The 14,620-nt window shown below is 61.6% G+C and carries 8 protein-coding genes; 5 read left to right on the top strand and 3 right to left on the bottom strand.

Annotated features, from left to right (window positions below):
- The first annotated feature begins 418 nt into the window (after nt 1-418).
- Together putA and QMK50_RS16095 are read left to right on the top strand one after the other, a co-directional pair.
- The gene (gene putA / locus QMK50_RS16100; protein ID WP_320333484.1) at nt 419-4,372 is read left to right on the top strand and encodes a trifunctional transcriptional regulator/proline dehydrogenase/L-glutamate gamma-semialdehyde dehydrogenase; all 3,954 of its coding nucleotides are present in this window, start codon (nt 419-421) and stop codon (nt 4,370-4,372) included.
- Between the two features lie 260 nt (nt 4,373-4,632).
- Nucleotides 4,633-6,435, top strand: a complete 1,803-nt coding sequence (locus tag QMK50_RS16095) for an acyl-CoA dehydrogenase (protein ID WP_320333483.1) — start codon at nt 4,633-4,635, stop codon at nt 6,433-6,435.
- A 144-nt stretch (nt 6,436-6,579) separates the two neighbouring features.
- On the opposite strand, the gene QMK50_RS16090 is transcribed toward QMK50_RS16095, so the two are convergent.
- Together QMK50_RS16090 and QMK50_RS16085 are read right to left on the bottom strand one after the other, a co-directional pair.
- A complete protein-coding gene (locus QMK50_RS16090) occupies nt 6,580-6,882 on the bottom strand; it encodes a cell division protein ZapA (protein WP_095167163.1) in 303 nt (100 codons plus the stop codon).
- Complete coding sequence (locus QMK50_RS16085) at nt 6,879-7,109, bottom strand: hypothetical protein (protein WP_320334524.1); 231 nt, start codon at nt 7,107-7,109, stop codon at nt 6,879-6,881. The genes QMK50_RS16090 and QMK50_RS16085 overlap by 4 nt, the downstream gene beginning before the upstream one ends.
- 318 nt (nt 7,110-7,427) lie before the next feature.
- Here QMK50_RS16085 and QMK50_RS16080 point away from each other — a divergent pair, with 318 nt between their 5' ends.
- Genes QMK50_RS16080 through selO form a run of 3 tightly spaced genes read left to right on the top strand, consistent with a single transcriptional unit; the run spans nt 7,428 to nt 14,067 of the window.
- Complete coding sequence (locus tag QMK50_RS16080; RefSeq protein ID WP_159993332.1) at nt 7,428-9,170, top strand: potassium/proton antiporter; 1,743 nt, start codon at nt 7,428-7,430, stop codon at nt 9,168-9,170.
- 34 nt (nt 9,171-9,204) lie between these two features.
- The gene (gene mscK / locus QMK50_RS16075; protein WP_095167169.1) at nt 9,205-12,555 is read left to right on the top strand and encodes a mechanosensitive channel MscK; all 3,351 of its coding nucleotides are present in this window, start codon (nt 9,205-9,207) and stop codon (nt 12,553-12,555) included.
- A gap of 48 nt (nt 12,556-12,603) precedes the next feature.
- Nucleotides 12,604-14,067 carry a protein adenylyltransferase SelO gene (selO, locus tag QMK50_RS16070; protein ID WP_320333482.1) on the top strand — a complete coding sequence of 488 codons (1,464 nt, stop codon included), beginning with the start codon at nt 12,604-12,606 and terminating at the stop codon, nt 14,065-14,067.
- 79 nt (nt 14,068-14,146) lie between these two features.
- Here selO and QMK50_RS16065 read toward each other — a convergent pair whose 3' ends face one another.
- Nucleotides 14,147-14,581 (bottom strand): hypothetical protein, encoded by a 435-nt coding sequence (locus QMK50_RS16065; RefSeq protein ID WP_143501166.1) that lies wholly within the window; start codon nt 14,579-14,581, stop codon nt 14,147-14,149.
- Nucleotides 14,582-14,620: the final 39 nt, after the last annotated feature.

The raw sequence follows: 14,620 nt of genomic DNA, 5'->3' as shown, positions 1-14,620 counted from the left end.
TTGAACCGCCACCAAACGATTACGCTTGAAAGACGATTGGAGAATCCGCGCATTTATGACTGATGTTTCCCCAGGAAAGCCATCAGCCGATGAACCGTCTCGTGGATGGTTGCACCTTGGGCGCGAATGCTATTCAACAAAGCAAATGAGGTGCAACCTGTTTCGCCCGAATAAGTTGCACCCAGTCGGAAATTTATTTTAAAGGACAGTTTTTGCTCCCTTTCGGAGCAAGAAACTCAACGGACTGGGAGAAAAAGCACCAAGCAGGGGCGACACGCTGTTGCTTGAATTTAATTCCTGACGAACTGCCGATAATTCCGACAAAAAAGGGTTGCACCAGGTTGCACCTCCATCAGTGCGCCGCTAATCTTGCCGCCAGCTGATGCCACGCAGTCGTGGCAAACATGAGGATAAAAATATGGCTACCACCACCCTTGGGGTCAAACTCGACGACCCGACCCGCGAGCGCCTCAAAGCCGCCGCGACCTCGATTGATCGCACGCCGCACTGGCTGATCAAGCAGGCGATTTTCAATTACCTGGAAAAACTTGAGGGTGGTGCAACCCTGACCGAGCTCAACGGTTTGACCCGTGCCGAGGCCGATGACAGCGCTGACGTGCACGTCGACCACGCGCACCAGTGCTTCCTTGAGTTCGCGGAAAGCATCCTGCCGCAATCGGTCCTGCGCGCCTCGATCACCGCCGCCTACCGTCGCCCTGAGCCGGAAGTGGTGCCAATGCTGCTCGAACAGGCCCGCCTGCCTGCAGCGATGGCCGAGGCCACCAACAAGCTGGCCGCCTCGATTGCGGAAAAACTGCGTAACCAGAAGAGCGCCGGCGGCCGTGCAGGCATCGTCCAGGGTCTGCTGCAGGAATTCTCCCTGTCGTCCCAGGAAGGCGTGGCCCTGATGTGCCTGGCCGAAGCGCTGCTGCGGATTCCCGACAAAGGTACCCGCGACGCCCTGATCCGCGACAAGATCAGCACCGGCAACTGGCAACCGCACCTGGGCAACAGCCCGTCGCTGTTCGTCAATGCTGCGACCTGGGGCCTGCTGCTGACCGGCAAACTGGTCTCCACCCATAACGAATCCGGCCTGACTTCGTCCCTGAGCCGCATCATCGGCAAAAGCGGCGAACCGATGATCCGCAAGGGCGTCGACATGGCCATGCGCCTGATGGGCGAGCAGTTCGTGACCGGCGAAACCATCGCCGAAGCCCTGGCCAACGCCAGCAAGTTCGAAGCCAAGGGCTTCCGCTACTCCTACGACATGCTCGGCGAAGCAGCACTGACCGAACATGACGCGCAGAAATACCTGGCGTCCTACGAGCAAGCCATCCACTCGATCGGCAAGGCTTCCCACGGTCGCGGCATTTACGAAGGCCCGGGCATCTCCATCAAGCTGTCGGCCCTGCACCCACGCTACAGCCGCGCCCAGTACGAGCGCGTGATGGACGAGCTGTACCCGCGCCTGCTGTCGCTGACCTTGCTGGCCAAGCAATACGACATTGGCCTGAACATCGACGCCGAAGAAGCCGACCGCCTGGAACTGTCGCTGGATCTGCTCGAGCGCCTGTGCTTCGAACCACAACTGACTGGCTGGAACGGCATCGGTTTTGTGATCCAGGCCTACCAGAAGCGTTGCCCGTACGTGATCGACTATGTGATCGACCTGGCTCGCCGCAGCCGTCATCGCCTGATGATCCGCCTGGTAAAAGGCGCGTACTGGGACAGCGAGATCAAGCGTGCCCAGGTCGAAGGCCTGGAAGGCTATCCGGTCTACACCCGCAAGGTGTACACCGACGTTTCCTACATTGCTTGCGCGCGAAAACTGCTGTCGGTACCAGAAGTCATCTACCCGCAGTTCGCGACCCACAACGCCCACACGCTGTCGGCCATCTACCATATCGCCGGTCAGAACTACTACCCGGGCCAGTACGAGTTCCAGTGCCTGCACGGCATGGGTGAACCACTGTACGAACAAGTCGTGGGCAAGGTTTCCGAAGGCAAGCTGAACCGTCCGTGCCGCGTGTACGCACCGGTCGGCACCCATGAAACCCTGCTGGCGTACCTGGTACGTCGCCTGCTGGAAAACGGCGCGAACACTTCGTTCGTCAACCGGATCGCCGACCAGTCGATCTCCATCCAGGAGTTGGTGGCCGATCCAGTGAACCAGATCGAGCAGATGGCGACGCTGGAAGGCGGCTTCGGCTTGCCGCACCCGCGTATCCCGCTGCCGCGTGATCTGTATGGCAGCGAGCGCGCCAACTCCAGCGGCATCGACATGGCCAACGAACATCGCCTGGCTTCGCTGTCCTGCGCTCTGTTGTCGAGCGCCCATAACAACTGGAAAGCCGCGCCGATGCTCGGTTGTGCCTCCAGCAGCGAAACCCCGGCACCGGTCCTCAACCCGTCGGATCATCGCGACGTGGTCGGCCATGTCCAGGAAGCCACCGTCGAAGACGTCGACAATGCGATCCAGTGCGCCCTCAACGCCGCACCGATCTGGCAGGCCACCCCGCCCGCCGAGCGCGCGGCGATCCTGGAACGTGCCGCCGACCTGATGGAAGGCGAGATCCAGCCGCTGATGGGCCTGCTGGCCCGCGAAGCCGGCAAGACCTTCGCCAACGCCATCGCCGAAGTGCGCGAAGCCGTGGACTTCCTGCGTTACTACGCGGTGCAGGCACGCAACGATTTCAGCAACGACGCCCACCGCCCACTGGGTCCGGTGGTGTGCATCAGCCCGTGGAACTTCCCATTGGCAATCTTCAGTGGTCAAGTGGCTGCTGCATTGGCCGCCGGCAACCCGGTCCTGGCCAAGCCTGCGGAACAGACCCCGCTGATCGCCGCTCAAGCCGTGCGCCTGCTGCTCGAAGCCGGTATCCCTGAAGGCGTCCTGCAACTGCTGCCAGGCCGTGGTGAAACCGTCGGTGCCGGCCTGGTCGGCGACGATCGCGTCAAAGGCGTGATGTTCACCGGTTCCACCGAAGTCGCGCGCCTGCTGCAACGCAACATCGCCGGGCGCCTGGACTCCCAGGGCCGTCCGATTCCACTGATCGCCGAAACCGGTGGCCAGAACGCCATGATCGTCGACTCCTCGGCCCTCACCGAACAGGTGGTGATCGATGTGGTTTCCTCGGCCTTCGACAGCGCCGGCCAGCGTTGCTCGGCACTGCGCGTGCTGTGCCTGCAGGAAGATTCGGCAGACCGCGTGATCGAAATGCTCAAGGGCGCCATGGCTGAATGCCGCCTGGGCAATCCGGAGCGCCTGTCCGTGGACATCGGCCCGGTGATCGACGCCGAAGCCAAGGCTGGCATCGAGAAGCACATCCAGGGCATGCGCGACAAAGGTCGCAGCGTGTACCAGGTGGCAATCGCCGATGGCGAGGAAGTCAAACGCGGCACCTTCATCATGCCGACCCTGATCGAGCTGGAAAGCTTCGACGAGCTGCAACGCGAGATTTTCGGCCCGGTACTGCACGTGGTGCGCTACAAGCGCAAAGACATCGACCTGCTGATCGAGCAGATCAACGCTTCCGGCTACGGCCTGACCCTGGGCGTGCACACTCGCATCGACGAGACCATCGCCAAGGTGATCGACAACGTCAATGCCGGTAACGTCTACGTCAACCGCAACATCGTGGGTGCCGTGGTCGGCGTGCAACCGTTCGGCGGCGAAGGCCTGTCGGGCACTGGCCCGAAAGCCGGTGGCCCGCTGTACCTGTACCGCCTGCTGTCGACTCGCCCAAGCGACGCGATCGAGCAATCCTTCGCCCGTGCCGATGCCGAGACAGCGCCGGATGTGCGTCTGCGTGATGCCATGCGCAAGCCACTGACCGCCCTGCAAGCCTGGGCCGACAGCCACAAGCTCAACGACCTCAGCGCCCTGTGCGTGAAGTTCGCCGAGCAATCGCAAAGCGGTATCACCCGCGTCCTGGCCGGCCCGACCGGCGAGCGCAACAGCTATGCGATCCTGCCGCGCGAACACGTACTGTGCCTGGCGGACAGCGAAAGCGACCTGCTGACGCAACTGGCTGCGGTCCTGGCCGTGGGCGGCTCGGCAGTGATGCCGGAGAACGAGCTGAGCAAGGCACTGCTGGCCCGTCTGCCAAAAGAAGTACAGGCGCGCATCCAGCGGGTTGCAGACTGGACCAAGGACGAAGTCGTCATTGATGCCGTGCTGCATCATGGTCACTCCGACCAGTTGCGTGCGGTTTGCCAGCAAGTGGCAACCCGTGCCGGCGCCATCGTCGGGGTCCACGGCCAGGCGCCGGGGGAAACCGGCATTGCGCTGGAACGCCTGGTGATCGAGCGCGCGCTGAGCGTCAACACCGCAGCGGCCGGCGGTAACGCCAGCTTGATGACGATCGGCTAAAACCGATAAGCCGGGCAACTGCAACAGATGCCCGGTTAAGCAACAATCCCTGTGGGAGCTGGCTTGCCAGCGATAGCGATGTGTCAGTCACCATTAGTGTTGACTGATCTGCCGCCATCGCTGGCAAGCCAGCTCCCACAGTGGTTTGTGGTGAGTATGTTAAGTCACCGCTCTTGCCCACCATCACGCTCATCAATCTTCCTGTTCACCCCGCCCTTCCCGCCTCTAGACTCGGCCCATTCCAAAACAGGTAGGCCGCCATGTCCGAGACGCTGCTCAGTTCCCGCAATCTGGCTTTCGAGCTGTACGAAGTCCTCGATGCCGAGGGCTTGACCCTGCGCGAGCGTTTCGCCGAGCACAACCGCGAGACCTTTGACGCGGCCATTGGCACCGCCCGCAGCATCGCCGAGAAGTACTTTGCGCCCCATAACCGCAAGGGCGACGAGAACGAGCCGCGCTATGAAGACGGCAAGGCGATCCTGATCCCGGAAGTCAAACCTGCCGTGGATGCCTTCCTCGAGGCCGGTTTTCTCAACGCCGCCCGCAGTTTCGAGGCCGGTGGCATGCAGTTGCCGACCCTGCTGTCGCAAGCCTGTTTCGCCCACTTTCAAGCAGCCAACGCGGCAACCACTTCCTACCCGTTCCTGACCATGGGCGCGGCCAACCTGATCGAGAGCTTTGGCACCGACGAGCAGAAACAACGTTTCCTGCAGCCAATGATCGACGGTCGGTTTTTCGGCACCATGGCCCTCACCGAACCCCACGCTGGCTCGTCGCTGTCGGACATCCGCACCCGCGCCGAACCGGCGTCTGACGGTACTTATCGTCTCAAGGGGAACAAGATCTTTATTTCCGGCGGCGATCATCCGCTCTCGGAAAACATCGTGCACATGGTGCTGGCCAAGCTGCCGGACGCGCCGGCCGGCGTGAAAGGGATTTCGCTGTTCATCGTCCCCAAGTTCCTGGTCAACGATGACGGCAGCCTCGGTAAGCGCAATGACGTGCTGCTGGCCGGCCTGTTCCACAAGATGGGCTGGCGCGGCACCACTTCGACTGCGTTGAACTTCGGCGATAACGGGGAGTGTGTCGGCTATCTGATAGGCAAGCCGCACCAAGGCCTAAGCTGCATGTTCCAGATGATGAACGAGGCGCGGATCGGCGTCGGCATGGGCGCGGTGATGCTGGGGTATGCCGGCTACCTGTATTCCCTGGAATACGCCCGCGAACGCCCGCAAGGTCGCCTGCCGGACAGCAAGGACCCGAATACCGCCCCGGTCTCGATCGTCCAGCACGCCGACGTCAAGCGCATGCTGCTGACCCAGAAAGCCTACGTCGAAGGCGCATTCGACCTCGGCCTCTACGCGGCGCGATTGTTCGATGACACCACGACGCTTGAGACCGAAGCCGAGCGCAAAAAGGCGCACGAACTGCTGGACCTGCTGACGCCCATCGTCAAATCCTGGCCATCGGAGTTCTGCCTGAAGGCCAACGAACTGGCGATCCAGATCCTCGGCGGCCACGGCTACACCCGCGAGTACCCGGTGGAGCAGTATTACCGCGACAACCGCCTGAACCCGATCCACGAGGGCACCCACGGCATTCAGTCGCTGGACCTGCTGGGGCGCAAGCTCGCGCAGAACGGCGGCGCGGGGCTCAAGCAACTGATCCGCCTGATCGCCGACACCGCCGAACGTGCCCAGGCATATGAATCGCTGACGCCATTACGTGAGCCACTAGAAAAGCTGGTGGCGCGCCTGCAAACCGTGACCATCGGCCTGCTGACCGATCTGGCTCAGGGCAAGGTCAACAGCAGCCTGGCCAACTCGGCGCTGTACCTGAAGGTATTTGGTCACACGGTGATCGGCTGGCGCTGGCTGGAACAGGCGATCCGCGCCGAAGAAGGGTTGGCCAAGGGCAATGCCGCGGACGTCGGCTTCTATAAAGGCAAGCTGCAAGCGGCGCGCTACTTCCTGACTTGGGAAGTGCCGGGTTGCCACCATGAGCTGGCGATTCTTGAAGCGCGCGATGACGTGTGCCTGGGCATGCAGGATGAGTGGTTTTGATCACTGCCTTGCGGTGCTGCTGAAATCCAATCATCGGATCGCCGCCCGGAACAAGCCCGCTCCCACAAGGATCTGTGTTGTTCACAGATAAGTGGGAGCGGGGCTTGCCCGCGATAGCGCCAGCTGGGCCGACGCTATTTTCAGTCAGACCTGACTGATGGTCTTGGCAATCACTTCGACCGTGGCGCTGACTTGCTCTTGGTAACGGTCGAGTTCCTGTTGGTGACGTTTCTGCATTTCCAACTGCTTTGAACACAGGTTCATCGCCGTCAGCACCAGCAGTTTGTCCCCGATCAGGGTCGGGTATTTCTTCTTGGTCTCAGCCAGCACCGCCTTGAGCATGAGCGCGGCATCGAGCAGCATCTGCTCTTCCCCGGCCGGCGCCTTGATCGAATAGTCTTCTCCAAGAATGGAAACGACTTTTACCCCATCGGCACCGTGATTCATGCGTTCACAGGACCTGCGCTCACACGCTCAACCAGGGCTTGAATACGGGCTACGGTGGCACCCTGCTTTTCTTCCTGTTCCATCAGGCTCAGTTGCAGGCTTTCGTTTTCGTCCTTGGCCTGCGCCAGCTCGGCGCTCAGGGCCTGGTTAGTGCCGAGCAGTTCCTGGTTCTGTTGCACCAGCTCGCTGACCAGTTGTTCCAATTGGCTTAGGGTTGCTTCCAACATTTTGATATTCCGGGCATTTTCAAAGGGCGCGTACGATAAAGAAAAGTCACCACAGGCGCCAGGGTTATTGCGGCGCAGAGCCTTGATTTTCCTGGCGGCGATCTTTCCCGCGAATGTTAAAGACTGCGATTGGCCCATCTGGTTCCTGCAACTCGTCAGGGGCAAGCAAATGTTACCCACGCCCCCTTGATTACACGGGGGTGAAACAGGCCACTTAAAAGCTTTTTGACAGCATCACATTTCAACAGGTTAGAATCGCTGGCACGCAGACTGCATGGTCAGTTCGCGCCCGCCTTTCAGCTTTCCGGAGTACTGCCTTTGAATGCGACGACCATCAACAGCCTGTTCTTGATCGGCGCGTTGCTGGTAGGTGCGAGCATTCTAGTAAGTTCACTTTCCTCCCGTCTGGGCATCCCGATTCTGGTGATCATCCTGGCCGTGGGCATGACCGCCGGCGTTGACGGTGGCGGCATCATTTTCGATAACTACCCCACCGCGTACCTGGTCGGCAACCTGGCCCTGGCCGTGATCCTGCTCGATGGCGGCTTGCGCACCAGAGTCTCGAGCTTTCGCGTGGCGTTATGGCCGGCGTTGTCGCTGGCCACCGTCGGGGTGCTGATCACCACCGGGCTGACCGGCATGGCCGCGGCCTGGCTGTTCGACCTGAACCTGATCCAGGGCCTGTTGATCGGCGCCATCGTCGGCTCCACCGATGCCGCGGCGGTGTTCTCCCTGCTCGGCGGCAAGGGCCTCAACGAACGTGTGACGGCCACCCTGGAAATCGAGTCCGGCAGCAACGACCCGATGGCGGTGTTCCTCACCGTGACCCTGATCGACATGCTCGCCAGCGGCCAGACCGGCCTGCACTGGAGCCTGCTGACTCACCTGCTGCGCGAGTTCGGCATCGGCGGCCTGATTGGCCTGGGCGGTGGCTGGCTGATGCTGCAGATGGTCAACCGGATCAACCTCGCCACCGGCCTGTACCCGATCCTGGTGATCGCCGGTGGCCTGGTGGTCTTTGCCCTGACCAACGCCCTGCACGGCAGTGGTTTCCTTGCGGTGTACCTGTGCGGCCTGGTGATCGGCAACCGCCCGGTGCGCAGCCGCCACGGCATTTTGCACATGCTCGACGGCATGGCATGGCTGGCGCAAATCGGCATGTTCCTGGTGTTGGGCCTGCTGGTAACGCCCCACGACCTGCTGCCGATCGCCCTGCCGGCCCTTGGCCTGGCCCTGTGGATGATCCTGTTTGCCCGGCCGCTGTCGGTGATGGTCGGCCTGCTGCCATTCAAGGCTTTCCATGGCCGGGAAAAGGTGTTCATTTCCTGGGTCGGCCTGCGCGGCGCGGTACCGATCATTCTCGCGGTGTTCCCGCTGATGGCCGGGCTGCCCAACGCCCAGCTGTACTTCAACCTGGCGTTCTTCATCGTGCTGGTGTCGCTGCTGGTCCAGGGCACGAGCCTGCCGTGGGTGGCCAAGCTGCTGAAGGTGACGGTGCCGCCGGAGCCCGCGCCGATCTCCCGCGCAGCCCTGGAAGTGCACGTGACCAGCGAGTGGGAACTGTTCGTTTACCGTCTCGGCGCGGAAAAGTGGTGCATCGGCGCAGCCCTGCGCGAGCTGAAAATGCCCGAAGGCACCCGCATCGCTGCCCTGTTTCGCGGCCAGCAACTGCTCCATCCGTCGGGTAGTACGGTGCTCGAAGTCGATGATTTGCTCTGCGTGATCGGCCATGAACACAACCTCCCGGCCCTCGGAAAACTGTTCAGCCAGGCCCCGCAACGGGGCCTCGACCTGCGTTTTTTCGGCGACTTCGTTCTCGAAGGCGACGCCCAGCTGGGCGCGGTTTCCGCGCTGTACGGGCTGCAACTCGAAGGGGTCGATCCGGACATGCCGCTGGGCCGCTTCATTACCCAGAAAGTCGGCGGCGCTCCGGTGGTAGGTGACCAGGTGGAATGGAACAACACCATCTGGACGGTTGCGGTCATGGACGGGAACAAGATTGCCAAAGTGGGCGTCAGATTCCCCGAAGGAAGTCGCCCGGGCCCCGGGTTGTTCCTCTAAACTCCTTTTTCCGCCACGTTTTCGATCGGTCTCTATGCCAACCCTGCGCACATTTTTAGCTGTAGCCCTGTTGGGGCTGAGTCTTTCCGTCGGCACCCTGCAGGCGGCCGAACCACCTTCCGCTGACACCGTGCAGAAGAGCCTGGACAAGATCGCCGAACGCAAACTGCCCGAGGCCGATCAAAAAGCCCTGCAAGCGGTACTGCAACAGACCCTGACCCAGCTGTCGAACAAGGCCGATTACGACAAGCGCCTCAACGACCTCAAGCAACAGCTGAGCACCGCGCCCAAGCAGAACATCGAGAACCAGCGCGAACTGGACCGTCTCGAGGCGACCAAGGTGATCCCGGTTGCCCAGCGCTACGCCAGCCTGAGCGTGCCGCAGCTCGAACAGATGCTCACCGAGCGCAGTACCCAGCAAAGCGACCTGCAAAAGGCCCTGGCCGATGCCAATAGCCTGATCATCACGGCCCAGACCCGCCCCGAGCGCGCCCAGGCCGAAATCAGCAGCAGCCAGACCCGTATCCTGCAGATCAACAACATCCTCAAGACCGGCAAGGACAACGGCAAGACTCTCTCCAACGAGCAACGCGATCTGCTCAACGCCGAGCTCGCCGCCCTGAATGCGCTGATCCCGCTGCGCCGCCAGGAACTGGCCGGCAACAGCCAGCTACAGGACCTGGGCAACAGCCAGCACGACCTGCTGACCGAACGCACTGTGCGTATGGAGCGGGAGATCCAGGACCTGCAGACCCTGATCAACCAGAAACGCCTGGCACAGTCCCAGGAGACGGTTACCCAGCAGTCGATCGAAGCCCAGAAAGCCGGCGGCAGCAGCCTGCTCGCCACCGAAAGCGCGGCCAACCTGAAGCTCTCCGACTACCTGCTCAAAAGCACCGACCGCCTCAACGAACTGACCCAGCAGAACCTGCAAACCAAGCAGCAGCTCGACACCGTGACCCAGAGCGACGCGGCGCTGGACGAACAGATCAGCGTCCTCAAGGGCAGCCTGCTGCTGTCGAAGATCCTCTACAAGCAAAAGCAGGCCCTGCCCCGCTTGCGCCTGGACCGCGACCTGGCCGACCAGATTGCCGACATCCGCCTGTACCAATTCGAAGTCAATCAGCAACGCGAGCTGATCAGCAATCCCACAGCCTATGTGGATAACTTGCTGGCAGCCCAACCGCCGGACCAGGTTACCCCGCAACTGCGCAAGAACCTGCTGGAGCTGGCGCTGACCCGGGTCGACCTGCTGGAGCGCCTGAACCGTGAGCTGAGCGCCCTGCTCAACGAATCCATCACCCTGCAGTTGAACCAGAAGCAACTGCTGACCACCGCCCAGAACCTGCGCTCGACCCTCGACGAACAGATGTTCTGGATCCCCAGCAACAAGCCGCTGGACCTGGAATGGCTGCGGGCCGTGCCGACGCGCCTGGAAAAGCAGATCAACACCCTGCCCTGGACCTCGACCCTGACCGAGCTGAGTGACGGCCTGATCCAGCGACCGCTGCTGTTCACCCCGCTGGCGCTGCTGATCGGCTTTCTACTGTGGCGCCGCAAGTACCTGTATGGCCGCCTGAACAAGGTCCACCAGGATATCGGGCACTTCAAGCGCGACAGTCAATGGCACACGCCCCAGGCAATTCTGATCAATGTGCTGCTGGCGATGCCGGTTTCCCTGGCACTGGCGCTGTGTGGCTACGCCTTGCAGATCGACGCCCGCGGGCAAAACACCAACCTCGGTGCGGCCCTGCTGCAAGTGTCCCAGGCCTGGCTGGTGTTCTACACCGCCTACCGGATCCTGGCTCCCGGCGGCGTGGCGCAGTTGCACTTCCGCTGGGAAAAACCCCAGGTCGAGTTTCTTCGCGGCTGGATCCGGCGCCTGGGCGTGGTGGTGATCGCACTGGTCGCCGTGGTAGCGGTGGCCGAGTTGCAACCGGCGGCACTGGCCGATGATGTGCTGGGCATCGGCGTGGTGCTGACCTGCTACGCCCTGATGGCCTGGCTGCTCAGTCGCCTGTTGCTCCACAGCCCGACCCACAACAACGCCTCGCTGTTTCGCAAGGCGGTCGGGGTGATGTTCACCGCGCTGCCCGTGGCGCTGTTCATTGCCGTGTGCTTTGGCTACTTCTACACCGCCCTGAAGCTCAGCGACCGGTTGATCAACACCCTGTACCTGTTGATGTTCTGGCTGGTGATCGAGGCCACCTTCGTGCGTGGCCTGTCCGTGGCGGCTCGGCGCCTGGCCTACCAGCGGGCGTTGACCAAGCGCCTGGCGGCCAAGGAAGCCGGCGATGGCGAAGTGGTGGTCGAAGAACCGACGCTGGACATCGAGAAGGTCAACGAGCAATCCCTGCGCCTGATCCGCCTGGCCCTGCTGGGTGGCTTCATTGCCGCCCTGTACTGGGTCTGGGCCGACCTGATCACGGTGTTCTCGTACCTGGACAACATCACCCTCTACGAATACACCAGCGGCACCGGCGCCAACATGAGCATGGTGCCGATCAGCATCGGCGACATGCTCGGCGCCCTGATCATCATCGGCATCACCATGGCCCTGGCGCGCAACCTGCCCGGCCTGCTGGAAGTGCTGGTGCTGTCCAAGCTTGACCTGGCCCAGGGCAGCGCCTACGCCACCACCACCTTGCTGACCTACGTGATCGCCGGCATCGGTTTCGTGACCACCCTGTCGACCCTCGGGGTCAGTTGGGACAAGCTGCAATGGCTGGTGGCGGCGCTCTCGGTCGGCCTGGGTTTCGGCATGCAGGAAATCTTCGCCAACTTCATCTCCGGGATCATGATCCTGTTCGAGCGTCCGGTACGGATCGGCGACACCATCACCATCGGCAACCTGTCGGGCACGGTGAGCAAAATCCGCATCCGCGCAACCACCATCACCGACTTCGACCGCAAGGACATCATCGTCCCGAACAAGACGTTCATCACCGGGCAACTGATCAACTGGTCGCTGACCGACACCATCACCCGTGTGACGCTCAAGCTTGGCGTGGACTATGGCTCGGACCTGGACCTGGTCAAGGAGCTGCTGCTCAAGGCCGCCCGCGATAACCCGCGGGTGCTCAAGGAGCCGGAGCCCCACGTGTACTTCCTGAACTTCGGCGAAAGCACCCTGGATCACGAACTGCGCGTGCATGTGCGTGACCTGGGTGACCGCAACCCGGTCCTCGACGAGATCAACCGGTTCATCAACCGCGAATTCAAGAAGCAGCACATCAACATCTCGTTCCGGCAGATGGAGGTGTACCTGAAGAACCTCCACGGCCAGGAATACAAGATGGTGCCGATCGAACCGGAAGCGAAAACCATCGTTGCGGCAAAGGACCTCTCTGGCGAGCAACAACCACCCGCGCCGAAACTCGACTAACCGGGCAATCCCCAGCAGAATGCTCGGACATTCTGCTGGAGATGGCCGTTGAAAGCCCTCGACGAACTGACCTTCGACAACCGCTTCGCTCGCCTGGGCGACGCGTTCTCAACCCATGTCCTGCCCGAGCCCATCAGCGAGCCGCGCCTGGTCGTGGCCAGCCCCGCCGCCATGGCCCTGTTGGACCTCGACCCGGCGGTGGCCGAGACCCCGGTGTTCGCCGAGCTGTTCGGCGGTCACAAACTGTGGGCAGAAGCCGAACCCCGGGCAATGGTCTACTCCGGGCATCAGTTCGGTTCCTACAACCCGCAACTGGGCGATGGCCGCGGGCTATTGCTGGGCGAGGTCTACAACCAGGCCGGCGAGCATTGGGACCTGCACCTCAAGGGGGCCGGGCAGACGCCCTACTCACGCATGGGCGATGGCCGCGCCGTGCTGCGTTCCTCGATCCGCGAGTTCCTCGCCTCGGAAGCGCTGCACGCACTGGGCATCCCGAGCAGCCGCGCGCTTTGTGTGATCGGCTCCAGCACACCGGTGTGGCGCGAGAAACAGGAACGGGCGGCGATGGTCCTGCGCCTGGCGCCGAGCCACGTGCGTTTCGGCCACTTTGAATACTTCTACTACACCAAACGTCCCGAGCAACAGAAGGCCCTCGGCGAACACGTCCTGGCGCAACACTTCCCCGAGTGCCTGGAACAGCCGGAACCTTACCTGGCGATGTTCCGCGAAATCGTCGAGCGCAACGCCGAGCTGATTGCCAAGTGGCAGGCCTATGGGTTCTGCCACGGGGTGATGAACACCGACAACATGTCGATCCTGGGCATCACCTTCGACTTCGGGCCATTCGCCTTTCTCGACGATTTCGATGCCCACTTCATCTGCAACCACTCCGATGACCAGGGCCGCTACTCGTTCAGCAACCAGGTACCGATCGGCCAGTGGAACCTCAGCGCCCTGGCGCAGGCCCTGACGCCATTCATCAGTGTCGAAGCCCTGCGCGAGGTCCTGAGCCTGTACTTGCCGCTGTTCCAGGCCCATTACCTGGACCTGATGCGCCGACGCCTGGGCCTGACCACCGGCGAAGACAGTGACCAGACCCTGGTCGAGCAGCTACTGCAGTTAATGCAAAACAGTGCCGTCGACTACAGCCTGTTTTTCCGCCGCCTCGGCGATCAGGCACCCGAGCAGGCCCTAGCCCGCTTGCGCGATGACTTTGTCGACATCCAGGGTTTCGATGCGTGGGGCGAGCGTTACAGCGCCCGGGTGGCCCGTGAAGGGGTGGTTGACCAGGAACAGCGCCGCACACGGATGCACGCGGTCAACCCGCTGTACATCCTGCGCAACTATCTGGCGCAAAAAGCCATCGATGCGGCAGAAAATGGCGACTATTGCGAAGTCCGCCGCCTGCACGCGGTGCTGAGCAAGCCGTTCGAGCAACAACCGGGAATGGACAGCTACGCTGAACGCCCGCCGGAATGGGGCAAGCATCTGGAGATCAGTTGTTCGTCGTGAGGTGATATTCAGATAAACATCTAGGCAAAATGCTAAAGCAATCTTCCAAGCTCGGAATGCGAGCCAAAAACTCGTTGCATCAATCGGCCTGAGCCGGCTCAGGCCGCTTACCGTGCTTGAAAAGCACAAAGTCGCGATCAATATTAACCGTAGCGGCACTCTTGATAATGAACGCTAATCCAAAGCCGATCGCCACAAACAAACCTGAAACTTCAGGGTCTGCCGCGTAGAGGCTTGCAACCATACCGATCAAGAAATAAGGCAACATAATCAGCAAGGCCATCTTTCCCACGCGGGCGGCTGTTTGTAGCTTCTTGTCCAGCACCTGACGGTCACCTTCCTCAAGCAGAAGTTCCGAACCGCATTGATCGCAAGAGATCGGGTGTAGCTCGATCAGTTCAAACGCCTGCTGATACGAAGGTGTCAACAACGAACTGCAATGCCCGCAACTCATGTTTACATCATTGTAAGTAGTTGACTCGGCGACCGAAGCCGACTCATTTGTGTTACTCATGATTGTTAGATCCCTTCAGTTTGAAACGCCGACCACAGA

The organism is Pseudomonas sp. P5_152 (assembly GCF_033989915.1).
In the GTDB taxonomy this organism is placed as follows: domain Bacteria; phylum Pseudomonadota; class Gammaproteobacteria; order Pseudomonadales; family Pseudomonadaceae; genus Aquipseudomonas.
Note: the sequence above shows the minus strand (reverse complement) of the source record. Positions and strands in the feature narration are given on the sequence as shown.